This is a genomic window from Kitasatospora sp. NPDC001309 (assembly GCF_042896295.1).
Lineage (GTDB): Bacteria > Actinomycetota > Actinomycetes > Streptomycetales > Streptomycetaceae > Kitasatospora.
The window spans coordinates 23723-49859 of record NZ_JBIAXC010000014.1 but is presented as its reverse complement, the minus strand read 5'-3'; the positions used below and the strand labels follow the sequence as shown (position 1 = coordinate 49859).

24 protein-coding genes and 1 riboswitch are annotated in these 26137 nt (G+C 74.2%); of the genes, 9 read left to right on the top strand and 15 right to left on the bottom strand.

Annotation, left to right across the window (positions count from 1 at the left end):
- The first annotated feature begins 243 nt into the window (after nt 1-243).
- The 3 genes from ACFY2K_RS16685 (at nt 244) to ACFY2K_RS16675 (ending at nt 4328) form a co-directional block, all read left to right on the top strand.
- Nucleotides 244-1056 (top strand): BTAD domain-containing putative transcriptional regulator, encoded by an 813-nt coding sequence (locus ACFY2K_RS16685; protein WP_387712158.1) that lies wholly within the window; start codon nt 244-246, stop codon nt 1054-1056.
- Between the two features lie 145 nt (nt 1057-1201).
- Complete coding sequence (gene ligA, locus ACFY2K_RS16680; RefSeq protein ID WP_387711989.1) at nt 1202-3277, top strand: NAD-dependent DNA ligase LigA; 2076 nt, start codon at nt 1202-1204, stop codon at nt 3275-3277.
- Nucleotides 3278-3536: 259 nt separating this feature from the next.
- Nucleotides 3537-4328 carry a putative protein N(5)-glutamine methyltransferase gene (locus ACFY2K_RS16675; RefSeq protein ID WP_380524534.1) on the top strand — a complete coding sequence of 264 codons (792 nt, stop codon included), beginning with the start codon at nt 3537-3539 and terminating at the stop codon, nt 4326-4328.
- A gap of 185 nt (nt 4329-4513) precedes the next feature.
- On the opposite strand, the gene ACFY2K_RS16670 is transcribed toward ACFY2K_RS16675, so the two are convergent.
- On the bottom strand, nt 4514-4951 hold the full coding sequence (locus ACFY2K_RS16670) for a PPOX class F420-dependent oxidoreductase (RefSeq protein WP_387711986.1): 438 nt from the start codon (nt 4949-4951) through the stop codon (nt 4514-4516).
- 199 nt (nt 4952-5150) lie between these two features.
- On the opposite strand from ACFY2K_RS16670, the gene ACFY2K_RS16665 reads away from it, so the two are divergent.
- Nucleotides 5151-5597 (top strand): hypothetical protein, encoded by a 447-nt coding sequence (locus tag ACFY2K_RS16665; protein ID WP_387711983.1) that lies wholly within the window; start codon nt 5151-5153, stop codon nt 5595-5597.
- Between the two features lie 113 nt (nt 5598-5710).
- Here the strand turns inward: ACFY2K_RS16665 and ACFY2K_RS16660 are convergent, their stop codons facing one another.
- On the bottom strand, nt 5711-7135 hold the full coding sequence (locus tag ACFY2K_RS16660; RefSeq protein WP_380586366.1) for a pyridoxal phosphate-dependent decarboxylase family protein: 1425 nt from the start codon (nt 7133-7135) through the stop codon (nt 5711-5713).
- Nucleotides 7136-7322: 187 nt separating this feature from the next.
- A complete protein-coding gene (locus ACFY2K_RS16655; RefSeq protein WP_380586369.1) occupies nt 7323-8861 on the bottom strand; it encodes an MFS transporter in 1539 nt (512 codons plus the stop codon).
- Nucleotides 8862-9008: 147 nt separating this feature from the next.
- Between ACFY2K_RS16655 and ACFY2K_RS16650 the strand changes: the two genes are divergently transcribed.
- Nucleotides 9009-9464, top strand: coding sequence for a MarR family winged helix-turn-helix transcriptional regulator (locus tag ACFY2K_RS16650; protein WP_380398650.1), 456 nt, complete (start codon nt 9009-9011; stop codon nt 9462-9464).
- A gap of 334 nt (nt 9465-9798) precedes the next feature.
- On the opposite strand, the gene ACFY2K_RS16645 is transcribed toward ACFY2K_RS16650, so the two are convergent.
- The 3 genes from ACFY2K_RS16645 to ACFY2K_RS16635 all read right to left on the bottom strand — a co-directional run bounded on the left by ACFY2K_RS16645 (nt 9799) and on the right by ACFY2K_RS16635 (nt 12765).
- A complete protein-coding gene (locus ACFY2K_RS16645; RefSeq protein ID WP_387711978.1) occupies nt 9799-10410 on the bottom strand; it encodes a hypothetical protein in 612 nt (203 codons plus the stop codon).
- A gap of 357 nt (nt 10411-10767) precedes the next feature.
- Nucleotides 10768-12066, bottom strand: a complete 1299-nt coding sequence (locus ACFY2K_RS16640; protein ID WP_387711975.1) for an MFS transporter — start codon at nt 12064-12066, stop codon at nt 10768-10770.
- Between the two features lie 42 nt (nt 12067-12108).
- On the bottom strand, nt 12109-12765 hold the full coding sequence (locus ACFY2K_RS16635) for an ArsR/SmtB family transcription factor (protein WP_387711972.1): 657 nt from the start codon (nt 12763-12765) through the stop codon (nt 12109-12111).
- A gap of 97 nt (nt 12766-12862) precedes the next feature.
- Here ACFY2K_RS16635 and ACFY2K_RS16630 point away from each other — a divergent pair, with 97 nt between their 5' ends.
- On the top strand, nt 12863-13600 hold the full coding sequence (locus tag ACFY2K_RS16630) for a VOC family protein (protein ID WP_387711969.1): 738 nt from the start codon (nt 12863-12865) through the stop codon (nt 13598-13600).
- Between the two features lie 184 nt (nt 13601-13784).
- The gene (locus ACFY2K_RS16625; protein WP_387711966.1) at nt 13785-14054 is read left to right on the top strand and encodes a hypothetical protein; all 270 of its coding nucleotides are present in this window, start codon (nt 13785-13787) and stop codon (nt 14052-14054) included.
- A gap of 87 nt (nt 14055-14141) precedes the next feature.
- Here the strand turns inward: ACFY2K_RS16625 and ACFY2K_RS16620 are convergent, their stop codons facing one another.
- From ACFY2K_RS16620 to ACFY2K_RS16590, 7 genes are all read right to left on the bottom strand, one after another.
- The gene (locus ACFY2K_RS16620; RefSeq protein WP_387711963.1) at nt 14142-17048 is read right to left on the bottom strand and encodes a poly(A) polymerase; all 2907 of its coding nucleotides are present in this window, start codon (nt 17046-17048) and stop codon (nt 14142-14144) included.
- Nucleotides 17048-18877 carry an RNA ligase family protein gene (locus ACFY2K_RS16615; protein WP_387711960.1) on the bottom strand — a complete coding sequence of 610 codons (1830 nt, stop codon included), beginning with the start codon at nt 18875-18877 and terminating at the stop codon, nt 17048-17050. The genes ACFY2K_RS16620 and ACFY2K_RS16615 overlap by 1 nt, the downstream gene beginning before the upstream one ends.
- Before the next feature lie 198 nt (nt 18878-19075).
- Complete coding sequence (locus ACFY2K_RS16610; RefSeq protein WP_387711957.1) at nt 19076-20500, bottom strand: M1 family metallopeptidase; 1425 nt, start codon at nt 20498-20500, stop codon at nt 19076-19078.
- Between the two features lie 152 nt (nt 20501-20652).
- Complete coding sequence (locus ACFY2K_RS16605; RefSeq protein ID WP_387711954.1) at nt 20653-21924, bottom strand: hydroxymethylcytosylglucuronate/cytosylglucuronate synthase; 1272 nt, start codon at nt 21922-21924, stop codon at nt 20653-20655.
- Between the two features lie 201 nt (nt 21925-22125).
- Nucleotides 22126-22530 (bottom strand): ArsR/SmtB family transcription factor, encoded by a 405-nt coding sequence (locus ACFY2K_RS16600; protein ID WP_380640878.1) that lies wholly within the window; start codon nt 22528-22530, stop codon nt 22126-22128.
- Nucleotides 22527-22973 (bottom strand): SRPBCC domain-containing protein, encoded by a 447-nt coding sequence (locus ACFY2K_RS16595; RefSeq protein WP_387711951.1) that lies wholly within the window; start codon nt 22971-22973, stop codon nt 22527-22529. Before ACFY2K_RS16595 ends, ACFY2K_RS16600 begins: the two co-directional genes overlap by 4 nt.
- Before the next feature lie 137 nt (nt 22974-23110).
- Nucleotides 23111-23368 carry a hypothetical protein gene (locus tag ACFY2K_RS16590; protein WP_380640880.1) on the bottom strand — a complete coding sequence of 86 codons (258 nt, stop codon included), beginning with the start codon at nt 23366-23368 and terminating at the stop codon, nt 23111-23113.
- Nucleotides 23369-23625: 257 nt separating this feature from the next.
- Here ACFY2K_RS16590 and ACFY2K_RS16585 point away from each other — a divergent pair, with 257 nt between their 5' ends.
- Nucleotides 23626-24021, top strand: a complete 396-nt coding sequence (locus ACFY2K_RS16585) for a hypothetical protein (protein WP_380640882.1) — start codon at nt 23626-23628, stop codon at nt 24019-24021.
- A gap of 102 nt (nt 24022-24123) precedes the next feature.
- Here ACFY2K_RS16585 and ACFY2K_RS16580 read toward each other — a convergent pair whose 3' ends face one another.
- Together ACFY2K_RS16580 and ACFY2K_RS16575 are read right to left on the bottom strand one after the other, a co-directional pair.
- Nucleotides 24124-24579, bottom strand: a complete 456-nt coding sequence (locus ACFY2K_RS16580; RefSeq protein ID WP_387711947.1) for a MarR family winged helix-turn-helix transcriptional regulator — start codon at nt 24577-24579, stop codon at nt 24124-24126.
- Between the two features lie 8 nt (nt 24580-24587).
- Nucleotides 24588-24881 carry a transporter suffix domain-containing protein gene (locus ACFY2K_RS16575; protein ID WP_380531425.1) on the bottom strand — a complete coding sequence of 98 codons (294 nt, stop codon included), beginning with the start codon at nt 24879-24881 and terminating at the stop codon, nt 24588-24590.
- A gap of 117 nt (nt 24882-24998) precedes the next feature.
- Nucleotides 24999-25141: riboswitch (SAM riboswitch) on the top strand.
- Between the two features lie 199 nt (nt 25142-25340).
- On the opposite strand from ACFY2K_RS16575, the gene ACFY2K_RS16570 reads away from it, so the two are divergent.
- Nucleotides 25341-26054 (top strand): IclR family transcriptional regulator, encoded by a 714-nt coding sequence (locus ACFY2K_RS16570; protein WP_380398676.1) that lies wholly within the window; start codon nt 25341-25343, stop codon nt 26052-26054.
- The last annotated feature ends 83 nt before the right edge of the window (nt 26055-26137 follow it).

The window sequence follows — 26137 nt, the reverse complement described above, 5'->3', positions numbered from 1 at the left end:
TGTCCGGGGGTGGGCGCGGAGGGTGATCACGTGCGGACGCGGGGCCCCGGTGGTGGGTCGCCCGGTGAAGGTCGGCGCTCGATTCCGTAAAAAACAGCGCGTACGGTTTTGTATTGACAAACCGCACGTGCTGTTTTTCACTGAGGACGGACGGTTGACCCAGGGGTGTCGACTCGGGGTCGGCTGTGGCGGAGGCGCTGCGGCGGAGGGGCCGTGGCGTTCCGCGTGATGGGGGTGGTCATCGTGGAGATCAGGGTGCTCGGGGCGCTGGACGTCCGGGTGTGCGGGGAGTCGGTGGTGCCGACGGCGCCCAAGCCCCGCCAGGTGCTGGGCTTGCTGGCGGTGCGAGCGGACCAGGTGGTCCCGGCCGGGGTGCTGGCCGAGGAGCTGTGGTCCGGCCGCCCGCCGCGCACGGCGCGCACCATCGTGCAGACCTACGTCCTGCACCTGCGTGACCTGATCGACCGGGCGCTCGCCCGGGCCGCTGCGCCCGCCGGGGTCTCCTGCGCCAAGGACGTCCTGGTGACCTCGCCCGGCGGCTACCTGCTGAACAGCGGCAACGGGACGCTGGACGTGCGGGAGTTCGAGCGGCTGGCCGGGGCGGGCCACCGGGCGATGGGCGAGGGCGACCATCCGCAGGCCGCCCGGACGCTCGGCGAGGCGCTGGCGCTGTGGCGCGGACCGGCCTTCGCGGACGTCCCGGCGGGCGGCCAACTCGCCGTTGAGGCGCAGCGGTTGGAAGAGGCCCGGCTCTGCGCGCTGGACCAGCGGATCGAGGCCGACCTGCGGCTGGGACGGCACCGGGCCCTGCTGGCGGAGCTGACCGTACTGGTCGACCGCTACCGCACCCACGAGAGCCTGCACGGCCAGTACATGATCGCCCTGCACCGCTCCGGCCGCCGGGGCGAGGCCCTGGCGGCCTACCAGCGCCTGCGCGCCACCTTGGTGCGGGAGTTGGGCATGGAACCGTCCGCCGGGTTACGGCGGCTCCAGCGGTCCGTCCTGCTGGCCGGCTCGGAGGGGGCGGAGCGCGAACCCGCGCCGGCGGCGCCGTAGCCGGCCCGCCGTCGGCCCACCCGGACGGCTCGGAGCATCCGGTTCGCCCGGAGCAACCGGTTCACTCGGCCGATCGGGTACCCGTTCCCGGGCCCGCCCGCGCCGGACCGGGTCGAATGTCAGTGCGCCTCGCCATGATGGCGGTATGAAGGACGCAGCCACCACGGCCACCCCCGCCACCCTCGCCTCCCCGCAGGCCTACGCCGACGCCGTCGCCACCGCCGTCCGGGCCGCCGGGGCGTACTACGGCGACGGCTCCACCCCGCTCGGGGACGACGAGTACGACGCCCTGGTCCGGGGGATCGAGGCCTACGAGCGCGCGCACCCCGAGCAGGTGCTGCCCGAGTCGCCCACCGGCAAGGTGGCCGGCGGCGCGGTCGTCGGCGACGTCCCGCACAGCACGCCGATGCTCTCGCTCGACAACGTCTTCTCCGCCGAGGAACTGGAGTCCTGGGCCGCCGGGCTGGAGCGCCGGCTCGGCAGACCGGTCGCCGCCTGGTGCGTCGAGCCCAAGCTGGACGGCCTCGCGGTCGCCGCCCGCTACCGGGCCGGCCGGCTGCACCAGGTGCTCACCCGGGGCGACGGCCTGGCCGGGGAGGACATCACCCACGCCGCCGACGCCGTGCTCGGCCTGCCCGCCCGGCTCAGCGAGCCGCTCGACGTGGAACTGCGCGGCGAGGTGCTGCTCACCCACGCACAGTTCGAAGCGGCCAACGCCGTGCGTACCGCCCACGGCGCCACCCCCTTCGCCCACCCGCGCAGCGGCGCCGCCGGCACCCTGCGGGCCAAGGACCGCCCGTACCGGGTCGAGCTCACCTTCTTCGGCTACGACGCCCACGGCCTGCCCGGCCTGGACCACGCCGCGCTGCTCGCCCGTATCGCCGGACTCGGCGCCAACACCGCGGCCACCACCGCGGCCGCGCCCCGCCGCTGCGCCACGCTCGCCGAGGCCGAGCAGCGGATCGAGGAGATCGCCGCGCTGCGCGCCGCACTGCCCTTCGGCATCGACGGCGTCGTGGTCAAGGCGGACGCGGTCGCCGACCAGGAGGAGGCCGGCTCCGGTTCCCGCGCGCCGCGCTGGGCGGTCGCCCGCAAGCTCCAGGCCCAGCACAAGGTCACCCGGCTGCTCGCCGTGGAGTGGAACGTCGGCCGCACCGGGATCATCGCGCCCCGCGCGGTGCTGGAGCCGGTGGTGATCGACGGCGTCACCGTCACCTACGCGACCCTGCACAACCCCGCCGACATCGAGCGCCGCGGACTGATGCTCGGCGACCAGGTGTTCGTCTACCGCGCCGGCGACGTCATCCCGCGCGTCGAGGCGCCGCTGGTGGACGAGCGCACCGGCGCCGAGCAGCCGATCGCCTTCCCCGAGGTCTGTCCGCGCTGCGGCGATGCCATCGACCGCTCGGAGCAGCGCTGGCGCTGCGTGCGCGGCCGCGGCTGCCAGGCCGTCGCCTCGGTGATCTACGCGGCCGGGCGCGACCAGCTCGACATCGAGGGCCTCGGCGGCACCCGGGCCGTCCAGTTGGTCGAATCCGGGCTGGTCGCCGACCTCGCCGACCTCTTCACCCTGACCAAGGAACAACTGCTCACGCTGGAGCGGATGGGCGACACCAGCGCGGACAACCTGCTCGCCGCGATCGAGACCGCCCGCACCCGCCCGCTGAACCGGGTGTTCTGCGCCCTCGGCATCCGCGGCACCGGCCGGACGATGTCGCGCCGGATCGCCGCGCACTTCGGCAGCATGGCCGCGATCCGGGCCGCCGACGCGGAGGCGCTGGCAGGCGTGGACGGCATCGGGGCCGAGAAGGCGACCGTGATCGTCGCCGAACTCGCCGACGTGGCGCCGCTGTTGGACCGACTGGCGGAGCAGGGCGTGGGGACGGCGGTCACCGAGCCGCTGGTCGCGGCGGCTGCTCCCGCTGCCGGTGCGGCGGGCGAAGGCGCGGAGACGGAAGGTGCGGTGGCCGGTCCGCTGGCCGGGCAGAGCGTGGTGGTCACCGGGAGCATGACCGGCGTCCTGGCGGAGCTCTCCCGCAACGCGATGAACGAACTGATCGAGCGTGCGGGCGGCAAGGTCTCCTCCTCGGTGTCCAAGCGCACCACCCTGCTGGTCGCGGGCGAGAAGGCGGGCTCCAAGCGGGCCAAGGCGGAGGAGCTCGGGGTGCCGGTCACCACCCCGGAGGACTTCGCCGTCCTGGTCGCCGACTTCCTCGGCTGATCGCGAGGCCGACCGCACGGCTCAGCGGCCGGTCGGTGGGCCCGGTCGGTGCGGTAGGGTGGCCGACGCTGTACACGACGAACACGACCGAGAGCCAGGGAGGTGAGACCCATTACCGGTATGTCCGAGCGGGTGCTCCCGGAGCGCGGCCGTGCGGGCGCATCGCGCGCGTAGCGCGGGCGCGCCGACGCGGTGTCGGCCCTGGCAGGAGCCCTGACGGAGTCCTCCGTTCTCCTCCCGTCCTGCCCTAGGGGTCCCTTTGTCGGTCTTCTCCTCCGCCGCTCTCCGTTCCTCCGTCGTCTCCCGACTGCGCGCCGCCGGCTGCGTGTTCGCCGAGGACGAGGCCCGGATCCTGCTCACCGCCGCCGCCTCGCCCGCCGAACTGGCCGCCATGGTCCGGGCCCGCGCCCAGGGCCGACCGCTCGAACACGTCGTCGGCTGGGCCGAGTTCGCGGGTCTGCGGATCGCCGTCGACCCCGGCGTGTTCGTCCCGCGCCGACGCAGCGAGTTCCTGGCCGCCGAGGCCGCCCGACTCGCCGGCCCCGGCGCCGTGGTGGTCGACCTGTGCTGCGGCAGCGGTGCCCTCGGCGCCGCCGTGGCGGACCAGGTCGACCACCCGGTCGAGCTGTACGCCGCGGACCTCGACCCCGCCGCCGTCCGCTGCGCCCGGCGCAATCTGGCCGGGACGGGCGCGCGGGTCTACGAGGGCGACCTCTTCGCACCCCTGCCCGAGGCACTGCGCGGACGGGTGGAGGTACTGATCGCCAACGTCCCGTACGTACCGACCGCGGACGTCGAGCTGTTGCCGCCCGAGGCGCGACTGCACGAGGCCCGGCCCGCGCTGGACGGCGGGGCGGACGGGCTGGACGTGCTGCGCCGGGTGGCCGCGGTCGCGCCCGGGTGGCTGGCGGCGGGCGGGGCGCTGCTGTTCGAGACCAGCGAGCGGCAGGCGGCCGGTGCGCTGGAGGTGGCCCGGGCGGCGGGGTTGGCGGCGGAGGTGAGCCGCGAGGAGGAACTGGACGCCACGGTCGTCACGGCGACCCGGAACTGACCGTCGTCGGCGGGTGGTCGCCTGGGGGCGCCTGGGGGTTGTCGGCCCCGGGAGGCGGGTGGTCGTTCGGGGGCGCTCGTCCGAGGGCGGTCAACGGCCCGGCCACCGTTCCCCTGTGACGATGGCCGGGCCGTTCGGTCGCCGGTCACCCGGTCACCCGGTCACCCGGTCACCCGGTCATCCGGTCAGATCCGGGCGCCGTACACGTGGTCGACCGGGATGGTGAGCAGTACCCGGCGGTCGGCGACCATGACCCTGCGGTAGTCCGCCCAGTCGGGGTGCTCGCCGGCGGCCCGGCGGTAGTAGTCGACCAGGGCCTCGACCTCGGGACCGTCGGGGTCGAGGCCCGGTCCGGTGAGGGTGGCGGTGCCTTCGGCGGTGGTCCAGGAGCGGTCGTCCGGTGCGGTCACCTCCAGGCTGACCCGCGGGTCCCGGCGAAGGTTCGCGGTCTTCGCGAGTCCCTCCCGGGTGGAGATCAGGAGGACGTTCGCCTCGCGGTCGTAGTACGGCAGCACCGGCGAGAGCTGGGGCCGGCCGTCGGCCTTGATGGTGGCGAGGATGCCGAGGCGGCTCTGCGCGAGGAGGGCGTACGGGTCGTACGGAGGGCGCGTGGTGGTGGTCATGGGAGCATCATCGGGCTTCACGCCGGTGTGAAGGGCGGGACCCGGCAGGTGTGTTGCGCCGCTGGCGCCTGGTTGGCCCCGAAAGATGAGGATCTGCGGAATCGCCGGTGGCCGCCGCCGTGCCGCGGCTAGGGTCGGGAGCCGACAGGGCGTGACGATCCGTCACCGAGTGCTGGTCCGAACCGAGGGAGCACACGCGATGGCTGCCGACTACCGGCCCAGGGAAGTGCTGGAGTTCTCCGACGACCTGCACCACGAGGACGTCCTCCCCTTGCAGGCCTTCCTGTCGGCCCGTCTCGGCGAGGTGGTCGAGGCCCAGCCCGAGGGCAGCGCCGGCCGTTTCGCGGCCGAGCGCCTCGCCGATGTCACCCGCCGCGACTGCGTCCACCTCGGCGACCTCCTCGTCGCCTGGCGCGAGGTGGTGGTCGAGGACCGGATCGAAGTGCCCGGGGAGACTCAACGGCTCCGGCAGGACGTGATGGTGTGGTGGGAGCGGCTGTGCGGAACGGCCGACGGCTTCCGCGACCACCCCGACCACAGACCCCGGTGGCGGGCGCTGCGCTTCCTGAACCTCGCCCATGCCGAACTGATGGCCGGTCTGACGGACCTGTCGCGGGGCGGGTACGGGGACGGGGCGCACCCGTGAGCTTCTGAACGCCCGAACGCCGGAACGTCCGCACGCCGGAATGCCCGAACGCCGGAACGTCCGAACGCCTGGAACCCCGGCCACCCTACGGGCGGTGACCGGGGTTCCAGGGCTCAGGCGCCGGGCGGGGTCCGGCCGGCGTGGGCCGAGGTGATCACGGCGGTCGCGGCGGAGAGCGCGGCGGCCGTCCGCCGCACATCCGCCTCCGTGGTGCGCCAGTTGCTGAACGCCGCGCGCAGGGCGGGCAGGCCGGCGTAGCGGGTCGGGGTGAGGAAGGCTTCCGCGGAGAGCTCGGAGGCGAGGGCGGCGAGGCGCTCCGGGGTGGGGTCCTCGGTGAGGGTGAAGCACACTACGTTGAGGCGGACCGGCGCGAGCAGCCGCAGGCCGTCGATCGCCTCGACCGCCGCGCCGAGCGCGCGGGCCCCGGCGACATTGCGCTCCACGATCTCGCGGTGGCCGGCCCGGCCGTAGGCGCGCAGCGTGAACCAGGCGGCCAGGGCGCGCAGGCGGTGAGAGTTCTCCGGGGTCAGGTGCACCAGGTCGGGGTGGTCGCCGACCGGGCCGAGGTAGGCGGCGGCGTTCTGGAAGACCCGGGCCTGGAGGTCGCGGCGGCGGGTGAACTGCACGGCGCTGTCGTAGGGCACGTTGAGCCACTTGTGCAGGTCCACGCAGACCGAGTCGGCGAGGTCGAGCCCGGCGACCAGCTCGGTGTGGTGGGGGGAGAGCGCGGCGAAGGCGCCGAAGGCGGCGTCCACGTGCAGCCAGAACGGGTACCGCTCGCGGAGGGCGGCGATCGCCCGCAGGTCGTCGAAGTCGACGGTGTTCACGGTGCCCGCGTTGGCGACCACGACGCACGGGCCGTCGGCCCCGGCGAGGGCCCGCTCCAGGGCGGCCACGTCCACGGCCTCCCGGCCGGGCAGGGCGGGGACGGCGGTCAGCGCGGTGCGGCCGAGGCCCAGGACGGACAGCGCCTTGGCCACGCTGGAGTGCGCACTGCCCGACAGCACCCGGACCCGGCCCAGCGCGGCGACCCCGTCCTCGGCCACGTCGACCCCGAGGCGTTCGCCCAGCCACTCGCGGGCGATCGCCAGTCCGACCGTGTTGGACTGGGTGGCGCCGCTGACGAAGGTGCCGCTGTGCGCGGGGGAGAGCCCGAACAGCTCGCGCAGCCAGCCGACGGTCTCCCGCTCCAGGTGTTGACCGGCGGGGTCGAGCGAGGAGTTGGAGTTCTGGTCGGCGGTGGCGGTCAGCCAGTCGCCCACCAGCGCGGCCGGGGTCGCCCCGCCCGTCACGAAGCCGAAGTAGCGCGGCCCGGCGCCGGCCGACAGCCGTGGCTCCCAGCGCTCGCCGAACTCGGCCAGGGCAGCCCGCAGTCCGTCGGCGTCCTCGCGCAGCGGCTCCGACGGTGTCGGTCGGCCGGCCTCCTCCGGGATGACCGGCCGGTCGTCGAGCCCGCCGAGGAAGTCGACGGCCCGCTGCCGGGCCTCTTCCAACAGGGCGGGCAACTGGTCGAGGTCGGCGGCGAGTTCGCGGTGCATGGGTTCTCCGTTGATCGGTGGTCAGGCCGAGGCTAGTGGCGGACGGAGAGGGTGTCGCGGGCCAATTCCGTGCCGGTGGCCCGGGCGGTCGTGGGGCGGGACCGCCCGGGCCACCGGGGGTCGGGGCTGGGGCTGGGGCTGGGGCTGGGGGCTTGGGCCGCTCGGGCCGCTCGGGCGCGGGCCGGGCTCAGGCGGTGGCGGTGTTCTGCGCCTCGCCGGCCCTCGGGTCGGCGGCGGGCCGGTCGGGCGCGGTGGCGGCGATCGGCGGGGCGGGGATCGCGGCGGCGACGGCGGCCGCGAGCAGGGCGACACCGCAGCCGAGCACCAGGCCGACCCGGAATCCGCCCTCCGAGGGCAGGGTGCGGCCGCCCAGGGTGGTGGTCAGCTGGGACAGCACCACGCCGACGACCGCCGCCGACACCGAGGTGCCCAGGGAACGCATCAGGGTGTTGAAGCTGTTGGCGGAGGCCGTCGAGGACAGCGGCACCGCGCTCATGATCAGGGCGGGCATCGCGCCGTACGCCAGCCCCACGCCGCCGTTGGAGACGAGGGTGGCGGTCAGCACGCCCCAGGTGGAGCCCATCAGCGGCAGGGCGAGCCCGTAGCCGGCCGCGATCGCGAGCGCGCCGACGACCAGGGTGAACTTGGGACCGCGCGCGGCGGAAAGGCGTCCGCCCAGCGGGGAGACGAGCATCATCATCAGACCGCCCGGTGCCATCCACAGGCCCATCGCCAGCATCGACTGCCCGAGGCCGTAGCCGGTGGCCTTCGGCAGTTGCAGCAACTGGGGCACGATCAGCGCCTGGGCGTACATGCCGAAGCCGACCAGGACGGACGCGGCGTTGGTGAGCAGCACCCGCGGGCGGGCGGTCACCCGCAGGTCGACCAGCGGCGCGGTGACCCGCAGTTCCCAGCGGGCCCAGAGCAGCAGTACGGCCGCGGCGGCGGTGAACAGGCCGAGGGTGCGGGTGCTGCCCCAGCCCCAGTCGCCGCCCTTGGAGACCGGCAGCAGCAGGCAGACCAGGCCGACGCTGAGTCCGGCGGCACCGATGAAGTCGAAGCGGGTGGCGCTCGGTCGGGTGGCCGCTGCTGGGGCCTGGGTCGGTGCGGGTGCCGGTGCTGGTGCCGGTACGACCGTCCGGATCATGCCGATGATGACGACGGTCAGGACGGCCGTGCCCCAGAACAGGGCGCGCCAGCTGGCGTAGTCGGCGACGGCGGCGGCGATCGGCAGGCCGAGGCCGCCACCGATCCCCATCGAGGCGCTGACCAGGGCGATCGCGGAGCCGAGCCGCTCGGGCGGCAGGACGTCGCGCAGCAGGCTGATGCCGAGCGGCACCAACCCCATGCCGATGCCCTGGAGGGCGCGTCCGGCGATCATCGGCAGCACGGAGGAGGAGAGCGCGCACAGCACGGAGCCGAGCAGCAGCGGGACGCAGGAGGCGATCAGCATCGTCCGCTTGCCCAGGAGGTCGCCGAGGCGCCCGATGATCGGGACGAAGACGGCGGCGGAGAGCAGCGTCGCGGTGATCACCCAGGAGGCGTTGGACGGGGTGGTGCGCAGCAGTTGGGGCAGCTCGCTGATCAGCGGGGTGACCAGGGTCTGCATGATCGCGGCGACGGTGCCGGTGAAGGCGAGCGTGGCGACGATCGGACCGGTACGGAGGGTGGGGGCGGGGCCGTCGATGGCGGGCCTCCTGGGGCTCGGCGGGCGAATGTGCTCCATGCATGAGATGTGCATCATGCACATCGCTGGGAGCATACCCCTCTTGTGCGCCGTGCACATCATGTGGGCGCTGCACTCCTCTGGCATACTGATGGTCGCGATCAATGAGGAATCCGCAGGTCGAGCGGGCGATGGAAGGACTTCGACATGACCAGCCCCACGCACCAGGTCGCCCTCGAATTCCTGGTGTTCGCCCGTCACCGCGACCTCGGCCAGGTCGGCAACCGCCCCGAGGGCAGCCAACTCGAGCGCAGCGCGTACATCCTGCTCAGCCGGGTCGAGGCCCAGGGGCCGATGTCCATCGGCCAGCTCAGCGATGCCTTCGGCCTCGACGTCTCCACCCTCAACCGGCAGACCGCCGGGCTCACGGGCGCCGGCCTGCTGGAGCGCATCCCCGACCCCGACGGCGGGATGGCCCGCAAGTTCCGCCTCACCGACGAGGGCCGCCGCCGCCTGGACGAGGAACGCGGCGCCCACGTCCGCGCCCTCGACCTGGTGATGTCCGACTGGTCGGACGCCGACATCGCCGGCTTCGCCGACTACCTGCGCCGCTTCAACACCGGCATCGAACGCCTCGACGGCCGGCCCTGGCCCCGGCCCTGAGGCCGCACCCCGCAGGGCGGTTCACGGGGACGGCGGCCGCTGGTAGGGCCACGTCGGCGACGTCGAGTTCCTGACCGCCCGGCTCGCACACCCGAGTTGCGCGTGGTCAAGTGAGGCCCGGATGCGGATGGTTGTCGACCGAGTGGGCCGAGTCGGGGTCGCGGCGTCGGGTCGAGTCCGAGGAAGGAACACCTTCGGTGTCGGCCGCACGTTCCAGCGGTAGTGCTGAAACGAACCGTCGGTTCGCGGCCAGCAGTAATGCCCTGGTGAAGACCTGGACGGACCGCCTCCCGCAGATACCCTTCCCCTTCGGGACGGCCGTAGCAGCGATCTCTCAGGTTCCCTCGCCGGTGCCGGAGAGGGCACTGTGGCCGAACGAGTCGCCCTCGGACCGGGCGACCGTCTCTCTGGCGGCACGGCCACCGAGCAAAGCGGCGCGGGCGGCGAACTCCGGTACCAGCAGGCGCAGTGCCCGGCGTCCGTGAAGCGCGACGAGGAGCCCGATCTCCCCCGGCTCGGCCGGGGTGGCGCCGGGAAGGGGATGCAGGCGGCGCATCTCGCGCAGCAGCCGGTGCCCGGCCAGTGTTCGCGCCGGGGCGCACAAGAGGGTGAGCGAGAGCACGGCCAGGGGCAGGCCGGTCCAGAGGCCTTCCTGCGCCGCGATGGCGACGGCCGTACCGCCTGCTGCCATGGCCAGCAGGCAGGCCACCGCCAGCCGAGCCCGGCCGCATCGCAGGCCACGCCCGGTCAGTTCGGTGCGCACCTCTTCCCGAGCCCGCCGTACGGCCGGAGCGGCGGCGGTATCGGCCGAGGACAGCTCTCGGCCGAACGCCGTCCATGTGGCTCGGCGCAAGGAAGTCGCGTCACGTCCGGGGCTGGAGTGCACCACCCGCCGCAGCAGGCCGCGCCGGCCGACGTCGATCGCCCCCACGAGGTGGAGTTCCACCACAGCCACTGTCAGTGCGGCCTTCGAGCCGCCCCGCACTCCGGCGACGCCCTCCGCCGCCAGTCCGTCCGCTCGCCCCCTGACGGGTAGCCACCGCAACAGCCCAGCACCGACAAGCCCGGCCACCACGCACGCGAGACCGATCGATCCCATCACGCCCCCCGTCAACGGACAGCGGGCCCTCCCTGGTCCGCTCCCAGAAGAATGGCACGGCCGGAGTGCCGGCGGGCGGGCGTGTCCCTGGCGGCCGGGCCCTTGGCCTCGCCGGGGCCAGGTTCCGCCTGGTCAAGTGATGTCTGGCCGTGCCCGGTTGTGGGCCGTGGGCGGGGTGTGGCGTCGGGGGGGGCGTCGGGGGCGTCAGCGGCGGGGGAGTTCGGCGGTTCGGACGGGGCGGGAGGTGAGGGCGCGGAGGGCGCCGAGGGAGGAGAGGGTGCCGCAGGCGAGGAAGACGGGGGCTGCGCCCCAGGCGCCGATGGCGGCGCCGACCAGGGGGTAGCTGAGTGGCGCGAGGCCGACCATGGTGAGCATGACGACGGAGGTGACCCGGCCGAGGTAGGCGGGGTCGGCAGTGGTCTGGACGAGGGCGCCGTCCAGGGTGCCGAAGATGCCCGCGTTCAGGCCGACGAGTGCGGCGAGCACCGCGGCGGACCACAGGGTGGGGACCAGGCCCATGGCGGCCGCTCCGATGCTGCCCAGCAGCAGGGTGACGGCCATGGTGAGCCCGGCCCGGGGCAGCCGGCCGACGACGGCGAGCAGGGTGGCGCCGACGGTGGCGCCCGCGCCGAAGCAGGCGATGATCAGGCCGTAGCCGGACGGGCCCCAGCCGCGTTCGGCGTTGAGGAGGACCATGCCGACGTTCAGCGTGCCGATCAGGCCGAGCTCGCAGACGGCTCCGACGAGGACCAGCGGGCCGAGCAGACGGTGACGGCGGATGTAGCGCAGCCCGTCGGCGAGGTCCGCGCGGGCGGAGGTGCGGTCGGCGGGGGTACGGCCGGCGGGGGTGGTGGGTGTGGTGTCGGCCGGGGGTGGGTCCAGGGGGCGGATCCGGACCGAGAGGAGGAGGGGCAGTGAGAGGGCGAACAGGGTTCCTGCCACGGTGAAGGCGGCCGCCGGGCCGCCGAGGCCCATGGCCAGGCCGCCGATCGGCGGGCCGGCGATCTGGCCGAGGCGCATCGCGAGCGACCGCAGTCCGGTGACCCGGGCCAACTGGTCGGGGCCGGTGATCCGGGGCGGCAGGGCACCGACGGCGGGTACGAACAGGGCGTCCACGGCGCCGAACACCAGCGCTACCGCCACCAGCAGCCAGAGGGCGGGCGTGGTCAAGGCGATGGCGGCCGCGACGGAGAGGATGAGCAGGCAGCGCAGGGCGTCGCTGCCGAGGATCACCCGGCGGGGATCGAACCGGTCGGCGACCACTCCGCCGCCGAGCATCAGCACCGCCCGGGGCAGTGCCCCCGCGGCCATCACCAGGCCGACCTCGGTGGGCCCGGCGGCCCGCTGGGCCGACCAGCCGAGGGCGAGGAAGTAGACGCTGTCGCCTACCAGGGAGGCGGTGTAGGCGGTGAGCCAGCGCAGGACGTTCGGGTCCCGGTGGGCGGGTGCGTTCCCGGGATCGGCGGCGGAGCGTATCGGAGGGGTCGTCTCCAGCGTGGCCATGGCGGGGCTCCGAGGGGTCGGGGCGGGAGTGGGGTGACGGTTTCAGGGACGGAACGGGAAGCCGTACATGTGGACGGACACGTGTTCGCGTCCCTCGGTGGCGCCGGCCGCGCGCGCGGCCTTGCTCCGCTCCCGCCAGCGTCGGCTGAGCTCCTGCAACTCGTCGCCCAGTTCGGCGAGTTCAGTGGCCGTGAGGTCGAGCAGCCACTCGGCGGTGAAGGCGGCGTCCGTCCACTCCGCGCCCCAGGCGGAGCTCTGGTCGAGGTAGTTGCGGTACTGGGCGGCCCGGCTGTCGACCAGGCTGCGGCTGACGGCGCCGACTGCGGCCGCGCCCTCGGGCGTGCCGGAGAGGTCCGACTCGCGGAAGCTCCAGCCCTCCTCGGAGGAGACCTGCCACCAGCGCTCGCGTCCGTCGCCGCTCTGGGTGGCCGCCTCGGTGACGAAGCCGTGCTCGGCGAGCTTGCGCAGGTGGTAGCTGACCAGGGACGGCGCCTGGTCGACCTGTTCGGCGAGCTGGGAGGCGGTGGCGGTGCCGGCGAGGTAGAGCAGGCGGTAGAGCTGCATCCGCAGGGGGTTGGTGAACGCCTTGAGGCGGGAGAGATCGGTGATCCACTCCGAGGGGGGTTGCTGCCGAGGGGTTCGAGGCTGTTCAGGGTGCTGGGGGTGCTGAGGCTGCTGGGGTTCGGCCGGCTTGGGCATGTCTTCACGGTAGATCCGAAAGGAATGTTGCGCAATGAAAACTGCGCAATGAATACTCCTGATCTTTCCCGGAGCGGAGCCTTCTAGGATCTTCGGCATGGCGACGAGACTCGTGCAGATCAACATGAAGGCCCGGGACGATGCGGCGCTCGGCCGGTTCTGGGCGGAGGCGCTCGGCTGGGGCATCGACAGCGAGGCGCCCGGCGTGACTAACCTCGAACCCGTGGGCTTCGCCTATCCCGACCCGGCGGCGGTCTGCATCGACCTGGTCGTCAGCGAGGAACCCAAGACGGTGAAGAACCGGGTCCACCTCGACCTGGCCACCACCTCGGCTGCCCACCAGGCGGAACTGGTGGCGCGCTTGAAGGGCCTCGGTGCCACGCTCGCGGACGTGGGGCAGGGTGACGTGCCCTGGACGGTCATGGCCGATCCGGAGGGCAACGAGTTCTGCGTCCTGGAGCCCCGCGAGGTGTACCGGGACACCGGGCCGATCGCCGCGGTGGTGGTCGACTGCGCCGACCCGCGAGGAATGGCCGGGTTCTGGGGGGAAGCGATGGACTGGACGGTGCACGAGGTCGCCGACGGTTTCGCGTCGATGCGTTCCGCCCGGGGCGTCGGCCCGTACCTGGAGTTCATCCGCACGTCCGATGCCAAGAGCGGGTGGAATCGCGTCCACCTCGACGTCAGCCCCTACCGCGGGGACGACCCGGAGGCGGAGGAGGCCCGGCTGCGCGCCCTCGGTGCCACCGACCCCGGGATCGACCAGTCCTCGATCTCCTGGAGGATCCTGGTCGACCCGGAGGGCAACGAGTTCTGCCTGCTCAGTCCGCGCTGAGGCGCGGTGGGGGTGCCGGTCGTACTCGGGCCGCCGGCCGGCAGCAGGGGGCCGGGTGACGGGGCCGGGCGGTGAACGGTTCACCCCCGATTGGATTGACGCGAACATGACGTGCGTCGTTGTCGGGCCCGGAACCGCGGTGCCAGGATCGGCGCACTGTCTGTACGAACCAATGGGAGAACCCATGAGGATGCGTACCGCTCTTCCCGTCGCCCTGCTCACCGTGGTCGGCCTGTTCGCCGGCGTCAACACCGCCACGGCGGCGGGCGGCGGCTACCCCGGCTTCCAGTGCTTCAAGACCGCCGACCGCGACGTGTACTGCAGCGACGCCAAGGTCAAGAACCACGCCACGGGCGCCGCCTGGATCGCGTCCTGCCCGGCCGACGTCGTCGCGCACATCAGCGGCAAGCCGTACATCGCGGCCTCGCGCCCCGCCTCGGCGCACAGCTGTTGATCCTCCGCAGGAGCTGACGAGCCCGCCCGGTGGACATCCGCCGGGCGGGTTCGGTCGTCTCCGGGCTCGGTGGCCCCGGGGGCCGGGTCAGCGGGTGAGGGTCCGGACGGCGCCGCCCTCGACGTGGTCGACCCGCACGCCCGGCAGGCCGCGGGACCAGGCGGCGGCCACCGCGGCGAGCTCGGCGCGGGGGAGCGGGGCGGGGCCGAGGCCGATCGGGAAATGGGTGCGGCCGTCGCGGGTCCGGTACGGCTGGGGCCAGGCGTGGAGCCCGGTGGCACCGGCCTCCTCCAGGGCGGCGAGGAGGCTGCGGAGGCGGCCGCGCGCCGGGCCGACGGACTCCTGCTCGGCGGAGACCACGGCCCAGGCGGCGTGGCGGCGGTGCAGCGGGGGCGGGGTGAGCAGGGCGGGCCAGGGGTCGGGGTCGGTGGTGGTGAGTTCCCAGGCGCGGTAGAGCTCCTCGGTGAGCTGGTCCCTGGTGTCCGGTCCCACCTGGGTGGTGCAGCTGCGGACGGGGGTGGAGGGGGTGAGCACGGTCAGCGGGCCCCCGGCTGGTCCGGAGCCGGAACTCCCGGTGGTTTCCCTGGGGGTCGCCTCCGCGGTGGCTTCCACGGTGGTGGGTTCTGCGGTGAGGGTGACGGGTTGGCGCCAGTCCCAGGAGGCCCAGGTCTCGGTGAAGCGCTGGAACAGGTCGTCCTCGGGAGTGTCCGGCAGGTCGAGGACGGTCCGGGCGGCGAGTACCGACCAGGCCAGCGAGGGCAGTTGGCCGAACGGCGCGCCGTCCAGGCCGCGGGCCCGGGCCCAGGACTTGACCTGCCGGGCCAGTCGGACGAACCGCGGCCGTTGCTCGCCGAGCGCGGAGCGGATCGCCTCGGCGTCGGTGACCGCGCTCAGTGCGACGGCCGCCGCCTCGCCCAGTTCGGTGCGCCGGGCGACCGCCTCGGCGGGGTCGAGGACGCCGGTGAACACTACGGCGAGGTCGACGGTCAGCCCGTCCGCCTCCAGCCGCAGCCCCGGCACCCGGGCGCCGCGCACCTCGCGGAGCCGACGGGCCTGCGGCAGGGCCGTCGCCACCCGGGCCAGCACCCCGGGAAGGTCCGCCGGGCCGGGCAGCGCCGCCACCAGGTCCAGGTCGCCGCCGTCCAGCTGGCAGCCGAGCCGCCGCGAGCCGACCTGGTGGACGACCCCCTCGGGCAGCGCGGCGGTCAGTCGGCGGGCCAACTCGTCCGCGACGGCGGTGCGTTGCGGGGGCTCGGGGTGGAGCGACACCGTCGGCTCCGCCGGGAGCACCCGCACCTGGCCCGTTCCCAGGGTGACCACCGCGCGCGGGCGCATCGGCTCCTCGCCCCGGCGGGACAGCACCACCAGCTCGCCGACCAGGGCGTCCGTCCCGCGCAGCCGGGCGGCGCAGTCGGCGGCCACCCGCTGGGGGTCGTCGCTGCGCCCGAGGCTCAGGTGCGGGGTGTACCCCTCGGCGCGGCCCCGGCAGCGGGGGAACCGGCCTTCGAGGGCGTGCCGCAGTGCCGCCCAGGGGTCGGCCGCAGTGGCGGCCGGGTCCAGCCAGATCGTCGCGTCCTCGCGGTGGCCGAAGGTGTGCACGCCCTCCAGCCGGGCGGTGAAGGGGGCCACCTCGGCGGCGGCCGCGCCGAGCAGTGGCAGCGCGCGGTCGAACGCGGACTCCGGCACGAAGCCGAACAGCAGGTTGACGTGCGGGGGCCAGCGGCGCAGCTGCGGGTCGTACGCGGCGCGCAGTTCCTGGATGGGCGGCCACAGCTCCTCGGGCGGGAGCCAGGCGACGGCCGTCCGGGCGGTGGGCGGGGCGTCCAGGGAGTCCGGGGAGGCGGCACCGTCGAGGGCGAGGGCGAGGTCGACGACCAGGCCGTAGTGGTCGGAGGGGTGGAGGCCGTCGGGGGTGGGCCGGTCGCCGAGCAGGGCGGCGGCGGTGGCGCCGGCCCGGTCGGCGCGGTACAGGACACGGTCGATCCGGCCCGGGCGGCCGGTGAGGGAGGAGACGGCGGCGAGTGGGTTGACGGTCGGGTCGAAGGTGGGGGTGTCGTCGCCCCGGCCGTGCACCTGGGTCCAGGCGTCCCGGAGGCCGAGTGCGGCGGCGGGGCCGTCCGGTCCGGAGCGGGCGTCGTTGAAGTCGCCGAGCAGCAGCAGTTCTCCTTCGACACTGGCCAGGCCCTCGGCCAGCCGGGTGAGTTCGGCCTGGCGGCGGGCCGGGCCGTCCGTCGAGTGGTCGCTGCTGAGGTGGACGGCGGCGACGGTCAGCGGCGCGTCGGCGGCCCGGACGGTGACGGCCGTGACGGCCTTGTGCGGGCCCAGCGCGTGCCGGCCGGCCTCCAGGACGGGGAGACGGCTGAGCACCAGCAGGCCGTACTCGGGCACGTCGCGGCCGGAGGGGTCGGTGCCGAGGACGTAGCGCTCCCGGACCCAGGGCTCCGCCAGCAGCTGGACGACCAGGGCGGGCTCGACCTCCTGGAGCGCGATGACGTCGGCGTCGGCGGCCGCCAGCTCGGCGAGCAGCAGCGGTCGGCGGCGGGCGGTGGCGATCCGGTCGGCGTCGTAGCGGTCCCACAGGGTGTTCCAGGTGACCACGCGCAGGGTGGCGGTGGCGGCGGTGGTGGTGGCGTTCGGGCCGGTTCCGCCTGTGGTGCCGCCCGCGGTGTGGTGGGGCTGCCAGCCGCCGTCCGGCCGCCAGGCGTACGGGGTGGTGGCGGTGAAGAAGGGCGCGGGCAGGTGGCGCGGTTCGGCGCGGTGCCCGGCCTCGGTGGTGTCGAGGTCGTCCACGCCGGTGGAGCGGTCCCACACCACGACGCCGTCGGCCTCGACCTGGTACACCCGGTGCCAGGGGATCTCGCCGGACGCCAGGAAGGCCTCCAACGGGACGCGCGCGATGCGGTCGTCGCGCTGGCGCACGCCCAGGGTGAACCGGGCCGGGTCGAAGCGGGCGTCCCAGCGGATCCGCTGGCAGACCTGTTCGATGGGGCGCATCAGTCCTCCTCGGAGTCGAGCGTTCCCGCCGTGTCCTCCACGGTGCCACCGGCGCCGACGTACCAGGTGCGGTGTGCCTGGCCGGGGTAGGGCGGGTTGAAGCGGTGCAGTTGGGCGGAGAGCACCTCGGGCGGTACCGGGTGCGGGCGGACGGCGTTGCGGCGCAGCAGTTCCTGCTCGCCGACCAGCAGCACCACCTGGGTGACCAGGGCGTCGCGGCGCCGGGCGGTGCCGTGGACGTGGGAGCGCTGCTCGCGGTTGAGTGAGGTGGCGTCCCAGACCACGGTGGCGGCCCGGTCGGCCAGGGCGGAGTCCAGCCGGGCCATGGCGGTGCGCAGCACCTCGGGGTTGTTGCGCTGGTCGGCGCGCGAGCCGCGGGCGGCGCGCAGGTCGTCCAGGCTGATCCGGGCCGAGACACCGGGCAGGGCGGCCGCGAAGGTGCTCTTGCCGCTGCCGGACGGGCCGCTCAGGTGGACCAGCCGCGGGAAGCGGCCGTCGCGCCAGCGCCAGGTGGCGGCCACCGCCTCCTCGACGGTGCTGATCCGGCCGAGGGCGTAGGCCTCGCGGGCCTGGGCCCAGCAGCGGTCGGCGGCGTCCGGTGCGTCGGCGGCGAGGTCGGCGAGAGCCTCGCGCAGGCCGGTGCGCAGCCAGGCCAGTGGGTCGGGGTCGAGCAGTCCGGCGTCCTCGGCGTGCAGGGCCGACCAGGCGACCTGCTCGCGCTCGGCGGGCCAGGGGGCGGTGGCCGCGGCCACCGCGTGCAGCACCCCGAGGTCGGCGGCGCTCGCGAGCCGGACCAGCCCGGCGCGGCGCTCGGTGTCCGGGTACGGCTGCTGGAGGCCGGGGTGCAGTCCGACCAGGTCGGCGACCCGGCGGGCCAGGGGCAGGCCCAGGCGGTCGGCGAGCCGGGGTGCGAGCGACTCCCGGCGGGCGGAGCGCAGCGCGGTGGCCAGCATGCCGGCCAGACGGGCGTCGCCGGTGCGGCCGAGCTCGTCGAGGCGGGCGGAGACGTCGGCCAGCTCCTCCGACCGGCGGTCGGGGCCGGGGGCGGTCGGGGCTCCGGGCACGGGCACGGGCACGGGTGTGGGTGCGGGTGCGGGTGCGGGTGTGGGGGAGGGGACGGGCACAGTGGTGAGTTCGGGCAGGTCCAAGGCCTCGGCCAGCAGCGGGAGTTCGGGCAGTCGGCCGGACCGGATGTCCCAGAGCGGGGCGTCGGGACCGAGGCCGTTCTCCACCACGGCGGCGTACATCCAGTGGGTGTCGGTCCGTACGTGCTCCGGGCGGACCCACTTGGCGACCCGCACGCCGAACTCGCCCCGGGGGAAGCCCCGGACGGTCCGGACCACGTATCCCTCCTGGCGGTCGAGGTCCAGGCGCAGGGCGCGCAGGGCCCGTTCGTCGAAGCGGCCGCGCCAGAGCACCCGGGGTGTGGGGATGCCGAGGCGGCGCAGGAAACGCACGGTGGCGTCCCAGTCGAGGCACTCGTCCCGGTCCGTCCAGACCGAGAAGCCGTAGAACCAGCTGTCCAGGTCGGTGTACGGGATGGAGTGCCGGGCGAACAGGTTCTCGCCGCAGATCCGCCAGCCGTCCGGGATGCGGGCGCCGACCCGGTTCTGCAGGCCCTTGACCCAGGCGCGGGAGGGGTGGTGGGCGGAGTCCAGCGAGCGGGCGTGCAGTCCGTCGGGGTAGAGGGTGGTGTTCTCGCCGTCCAGCTTCTCGGTGACCACGATCTCCGCCCCGGCTAGGGCGGAGACGTCCCCGGTCCGTACGTCGTCCGCCGCAGCCCCCGGTGACCAGGGGAGATGCGGCGTCCGGGGGTAGTGCACACGCATGCTCGGCTCCCTGAACGTCCTTGATCCGGCGGCCACTGTAGGAGCCGCTGGGACGGGAGGGCCACCGATTAAAGCTGCTGGTGGGGGCTTTGCCGGGACTGCTGCCGGGGGTTCGGTCGGGTACGGGAACGGGAGGGTACGGGAACGGGAGGGTACGGGAACGGGAGGGGCCGGGAGGGGGCCGGTGCGGGTCGGGGATCAGTCGATGCGGTGCTCCTGCCAGAAGGGCGTCAGGTCGACGGACGTCGCGGCCTGGGCGGCGGCCTTGAACTCGGCGGTGGTGGAGACGCCGAACCAGTGGGCGCGGACGTAGTCGTGCAGCAGCGCGGACATCGTGTCCGTGCCGATCAGCCGGCGCAGTTCGTGCAGGGCGCAGGAGCCGTGGTCGTAGATGACCGCCTCGTAGCGGTCGGGGTGGGTGTCCCAGTAGCTCATCGGATTGGTGAGGCGTTCGGCCGGGCTCCGGAAGGGAGTCGCGGCGGTGCAGCCCTCCTTCGTCCGGCCCATCTCGACGTCCATGGCGTACTCGGCGAAGGACTCGTCCAGCCAGGGTGCGCGGTACTGGTCGTCGCCGACGATGCCGTACCACCACTGGTGCGCCAGCTCGTGGATGACGGCGGAGGGTCGGATCCGGTCGAGGACGAAGGCCGGGTACTCCATGCCGCCGAACTCGAAGGCGTCGTCGAGGACGGTGGCGACGTCCCCGTACGGGTAGGGGCCGTAGCGGGCGGAGTGGTCGTCGATGGTCCGCAGGGAGAGGTCCAGCATCGCGCGGGCGTCCTCGGCGGAGACGCTGCTGACCGAGTAGACGGCGACCCGGACGCCGTCGCCGGACCGGCCCTCGATCCGGTGGAAGGGCCCGGCGGCCCAGGCGAACTCGCGGACCTGCCGGGCGCCGATCCGGGTGACCGTGCGGCCCGGGCGCCCGGGGGTGTCGACGGCGGTGCCGGTGGCGGGCACCAGGACCTCGGTGGGGTGGTCGAGGGTGACGGCGAAGTCGGAGGCGAGGCCGTAGAACGACTCGCCGAGCTCGCTGTACGGGTCCAGGTGCCAGCCCGATCCGTCGTGGACGGCGAGGACGGGCAGGGCGTTGCCGATGAAGCTGAACGCGCCGTCCCGGCCGAAGCGGTCGAGGCCGTCGGGGACGTCGACGCCGAGGTCGAACTCGACCGTGTCGGAGGCGCCCTGGTGCAGCGGGTGGGCCAACGGGACGCGCAGCGCGGTGCAGTCGACCTCCGCGGTGCCGTCCAGACCGGTCACCCGGACGGACGGGGTCGCGCAGCCGCCGCGGAAGTTGTCCCAGAGGCGCAGGTAGACCTCGTGCAGGGGCTCGGGCGAGGTGTTGGTGAAGACGATCCGCTCGTGGCCGCGCCAGTGAGCTCCGGTGGCGTCGCTTCTCAACTCCACGGTGTAGGCGGGGGCGCCGGGGGTGCGGGTCGGGTCGGAGGGGGCGCGGCCGGGTGGCGCGGCGCCCACCGAGAGGAGCACGGTGAGGACGGCGATCAGGGGGAGGAGGCGCCGTGCGCGGGAGGGCGCACCGGGCCGGTCGAGGAGTCGTTGGACGGTGGTGGTGAACCGGGCGGACGTGACCGGCCGGAAGGGTGGGCCGGTGGACTTCATCATGGAGGACCTCGGAAACCTCGGGGACGTCGGAAGCAGGGCCGCAGGCGTGGGTGCCGGAGGGGTGGTCGGCGCGTCGCCGGCACCGAGCCTGAGAACGGCCCCCACCGGCCCGGGGACACGCGGCAGCCCTCCGTCGGGGTGATCCGGCCTGGTCAGCGGAGTGGCTGGTCGGCTTCCGGGGACTCGGCCAGTAGCCGCAGCAGCGCGTCGGCGACCTGGGCCGCACCGGCCGTGCCGACCGCGCTCGTCAACGCCGTCCAGTCCGGGGCGGGAGGAGTGGTGGCAGCCACGGAGGCCAACTGTCTGAGCTTCTCGACCAGGCCTTCCCGTACGGCCGCGGCCGTACGGTGGCGGCCGAGGTCGGCGGCGCGGGCGATGCCGCCGTGGATCAGGTCGAGGGCCTTGCCCGCGCCGTGGGCGCGCAGGGCCAGTGCCTCCTCCTCGTCGAACACCTCCGGTGGCCAGCGCAGGCGGACGTCGGCGCCGAGTACCCGGCTGTGGAAGCGGCCGTTGAAGATCTGGCTGAGGTTCTGCGGCGGCAGGCAGAGCGTGGGGGTGCCGAGCTGCCCGGCCTCCAGGAGGGTGGTCAGCCCGGGGGAGGTGAGCAGGACGTCGCAGTCGGCGAGGCGGTGCAGGAAGTCCTGGTGGCGGAGGGCGCCGACGGTGGTCACGGGCGGGTGGGCGCAGGAGTCGACCAACTGCGCGGCCAGCCAGGCCGGCAGGTTGCCCGCGATGTGCACCTCGGTGACCCCGCTCGCGGTCAGTGCCTCCAGCGCGGCGGGCAGCACGAGCTGGGGATAGCTCGCCCAGTCCGTGAGGTGGGGCGCGCGCAGCCCGCCGAGGTTGAGCAGGGCGCGCCGAGGGTGGGGCGTGGGAGGGCTGCTGCGGACGGTGCCGCCGTCGGCGATCACGGCGTCCACCCAGCGCAGCCGGTGCACGTCGGCCAGCACCCCGGCGCCCTCCGGCGGCAGTTCCACGCACCGCTGGGCGCAGTACACCTCGGCGTCCAGCGGGAGGTCGGGCCGGTCGCCGTCCGTCCAGAGGAACGGCAGGCTGTCCACGAACACCACCGGCACCCCGCAGGCCCGCAACGCCTTCGCCAGCACGCCGTCCAGTACCACCAGTGCCGCCTGCACCCGCTGCGCCCGGACGATCCGGTCCAGCTCCTGGTCGGACCGCTCGTCCGGGAGGTCGAACCAGCGCTCCACCGGCTGTTCGGCGAGCAGCGGTCTGCCCAACCCGGAGGCGAGGCCGATGAATCTCAGCCGCCTGCTGCTGTGGGCCCGGAGGGCGGACAGGACCGCGCTCAACTTCCCCGAACTGCCCCAGCCGCACTCGACCCCGGCCACGGCGACCGTCGTGGTGCCCGCCGTCGTGCCCGCCGTCGTGGTCCCTGCCGTCGTGATCCCCGTCCTCGCCCGCATCCGTGTCAACTCCCCCGCCCGTACCGGATCTTCTGTCGCTCCGCATTCGTACCAGGCGCTCGGAGAAGGGGCGGTTCGACTACCTACGGAAAAGCGAGACCTAACCACCCCGAAAGGTGAAGTTCCCGCTCGGTGCATTGACGGACGGACGGAGGGGCGGAGGGATGGGCAGGCGGGTGACCGGCCGCACTCAGGCCTAGCTCATGCCCTTCCGTGAGGCTGTTCCGGTGGGCGTGACGCGTGGTCACGCGTGGTCCGGGAGTCGTGCTCCGCGGCCTCGGCGAGGCGCTTGATGTGCGCCAGCCGGCGGTCCCAGTCGGCGGCGAGCGAGGCCATCCAACGCGCCGTGGCGTCGAGCGCCGCGGGCCGCACCGTGTAGCGCACCTCGCGCCCGATGCGGTCGCCGCTCACCAGCCCGGCGGCGTCCAGGACGGCGAGGTGCTTGACCACGGCCTGGCGCGAGACGGGGAGGTGCCGGGCGAGCGTCGTCGCGGTGGCCTCGCCCTGCGCGGCGATCAGTTCGAGCAGCCGGCGTCGCGTCGGGTCGGCCAGGGCCGTGAGGACGGTGTCGACCGCCTCGGCGGCGCCGTGGGGTTCGTCGGTCACGTGGCGGGCTGTTCGGCGCGCGTCCTGAGCGCGTCGAGCTCCTGGCGCCAGCCGCCGGTGTTGTCCTCGACCGCCTTGCCGCGCATTTCCTCGGAGCCGGCCAGTGCCGCGAAGCCGCTCTCGACCACGCGCAGCCGCGTCCTGCCGTCCTCCGGGGTCAGCGTGAACTCGACGAGGGTGCTGTTGTCCTCGCGCAGTTCCTCGCCGGGGAACGCGCTGGCCCAGCGGTAGGCCAGGTAGGTCGGCGGCTCGACCTTCTCCACGCGTACCGGGAAGTCGCCGTACTCCGGGTTCCTGGCCACCAGCTCCTCGCCCTCCCTGGCCACGGTGCCGGGCAGGCTCGCCTTGTCGGCGACCCAGAAGCCGGGCTCGGCCACCAGGGACCAGACCCGCTCCAGGGGCGCCTCGATCAGGGTCTCGCGTTCGATCCGGTCCTCGCTCATGAGGGGGCTCCTTCGCTTGCGGACAATGGATGCAACTCCAGAGTTGCACGTCGCACTGCCGGGTGCAACCCGAGGGTTGCACCTCGCGAGGGCTCGTCGCGAAGGGGCTCGGCCCTCGCCCTGCCGCGCCCGGCCGGCTACCGCCAGGGGGTGGCCTCCTCGATGGCCGCGAGCAGGCGGGTGTGGACGGCGGTGGCGGCGGCGCGGGTGGCCGGGTCCTGGTCCTTCAGCAACGGGGTGATCAGCTCGGCGGCCGCGGCGAGGACCGGCACGGGCACGGTCGCCTCGCGCAGGTGGAGGAGCTGGGAGGCGGCCCGCTCGCCGGGCGTGGCCTGGGTGCGGGCGTCGGGGATGAGGGCGGTGAGGCCCCGGGGGAGCGGCTGAGTGCTGGTCACCCGCCCCATTCTTCCGTGCCCCGACGGCTGCCGGCCCCATGGCCAGCCCCCATGGCCGGTCGGCACGGCCGGTCGGTGGCGGCCGCGCGGGCAGGCCCCGGTCGAGATAACTCCTCGTCGGGCGAAGCGCTCGATGCCATGCTGTGCGAATGTCTGACGCATCGTATGAAGAGAATGTCGCTCCGATACCCGCCACGGAGGCGGCTCCGCCGGAGCCTGCGCAGGAGCCCCGGCTCCGGCCCTGGAAGGCCCCGGCGGTGTTCGCGGCTGCCGGACTCGTGGTCGGCGCCGGCGCCGTCGGACTGGCCTGGGGCCTGTCCGGACCCGGGGACGACGAGCCCTTCACGCTGGTGGGCCAGGCGCGGATCAGCACCTCCGACCCCACCAAGTCGGGTACCTGCAACGGTGCCAGGGGCTTGGACGACGTGGACAAGGACGCCCTGGTGACCGTTCGCGACGCGGCGGGCCGGGTGGTGGCGACCGGCACCCTGGGGCAGGGCGAGTACCACGACTCCGCCTGCCGGTTCCCGATCGTGCTGCCCGACGTGCCGGGCGGTTCGGACTCCTACTCGGTGCAGGTGCTCTGGCACCCGAGGACGAAGGTCACGAACGAAGAGGCGCGGACGGGCGGCCTCGTGATCGATCTCAAGTGATCGGTCTGCACTGATCGGCCCCAAGTGACCGGCCCCAAGTGACCGGCCCCAAGTGACCGGTCCCGACTGATCGATCCGGAGTAGCGGCCACGGCGGGTGACGTCAGTCCTCGAACACCCGCCTCAACTTCCCGAGTGCGGACTCGATCTCCGCCATGTCCGCGGCCGAGAGCTTCGCGACGTAGGCGTCGTGGAGCTCCCGCTCGTACCGGAGCACGGCCTGCCGGTAGGCCGCGCCGCGGGCCTCCAGGCGGAGGACGTGGACGCGTCCGTCCTGGGGGCTGCGCCGCCGGGAGAGGTAGCCGTCCTCCTCCAGGCGCGCCAGGTGCTGGCTGACGGCGCCCCTGGACACGCCCAGGTGCTCGGCCAGGTCCTTGGGGGTGATGCCCGGGTCGGCCACGATCCGCGCGAGCACGAGGTGCTGTTGGGCGGTGAGCCCGAAGTCGCCGTAGCGGGGCGCGTGCCGTTCCGAGAGGACCCACAGGTCCGCGAAGAGCCGGTCGATCCGGGTGATGCGGGCGTGCAGGTCGGCGCTGTCGGGTCTTTCTCCGGTGTCCATCGGGCCCGTCAGTCCGTGGTCGGCGGCTGCTCGGCGGCGCGGCTGCGCCTCCTGAGCCCCAGGCGGGACCGGACTGCCCGGACGGCCTCCTTGCCGACGCCCGCCATGCCGATGAGGGCGCAGGTCTCGGCGACCACGAGCGTCCCGCCGAAGGCGGCGGCCTTGGTGCCGGACTCCAGCGGGAGGAAGAGGATGACGAGGACGGCCACGTAGGTCAGGGCGCTCAGGATGAGGAGCGCGATGCCGATTCTGAACCTGAGCGGCTTCTTCGGGGGCGCTGAGGTGGCCGGGGTCGCAGTCATGGAAATAGTTTAGAAATCTAAATCATCCGTGGTCAAGGACCCCGGCGGGCTCCGGGTCGAGGGGCGGTCGGGAAAGGGTTTGGCGGGGCGGCCGGGAAATCTTGTATGGTTCTTCGCGAATCATCCAGAGGGGTGGAGGGACCGGCCCTACGAAGCCCCGGCAACTCCCCGTTCGACCCGGCGTCCGAAGTACGCGCCGTGCCGTCCGGGGTCAGTGCCAACTCCGGCCTGTCGCCAACGTGGCGCGGGGAAGATGAGGAGACACGGTGCTCTCAGTGCTGTCCTTCGCCCGGGCGCTTCCCGCCCCGGCCCTTTCGCGTACCCGTTTCGTGCTCGGCGCAGGCGATCTGCTGTTCCCGCAGGCCTGTTTCCGCTGACCACCCCGCTCCCACCCCACCGGAGCGCCCGTGAGCCGTACCCACCCGTCGCTCACGGGATCTGAGACTGGAGTACCCGTCCATGGAGAACACGAGCGGCGTCGGCGTGCTCGACAAGATCACCTCGATCCTCGGCACCCTGGAGGCCGGTCCGGCCACCTTGGCCGGGCTGGTCGACGCCACCGGGCTGGCCCGGCCGACCGCCCACCGGATCGCCGTCGCACTGGAGCACCACCGGCTGCTCGGCCGGGACCTCCAGGGCCGGTTCGTCCTCGGCCCGCGGCTCGCCGAGCTCTCGGCGGCGGCCGGTGAGGACCGCCTGCTGGCCGCGGCGGGCACGGTCCTCACCCACCTGCGCGACGTCACCGGCGAGACCGCCCAGCTGTACCGTCGGCAGGGCGAGGTCCGGATCTGCGTGGCGGCCGCCGAACGCCTCTTCGGCCTGCGGGACACCGTGCCGGTGGGCCTCGCGCTGCCGATGAAGGTCGGGTCCGCCGCCCAGGTCCTGCTGGCCTGGGAGGAGCCCGAGCGGCTCCACCGCGGCCTCCAGGGCGCCCGGTTCACCGCCACCGCGCTGAGCGGGGTGCGGCGCCGGGGGTGGGCCCAGTCGATCGGCGAGCGCGAGCCCGGCGTGGCCTCCGTCTCCGCGCCCGTGCGGGGCCCGGCCGGCCGGGTGGTGGCCGCCGTTTCCGTCTCGGGGCCGATCGAACGGCTCAGCCGGCACCCGGGGGCCCGCCTCTCCCAGGCCGTCATCGAGGCGGCGGGCCACCTCACGGACGCACTGAACAGGCCCTGACCGGGCCGTCGGCTGACGTGGGGTGACCGGTCCGGGGCCCGGACCGGACCCGAGCGCTCGGGTCCGGGCGGCCGCCGGCGCGG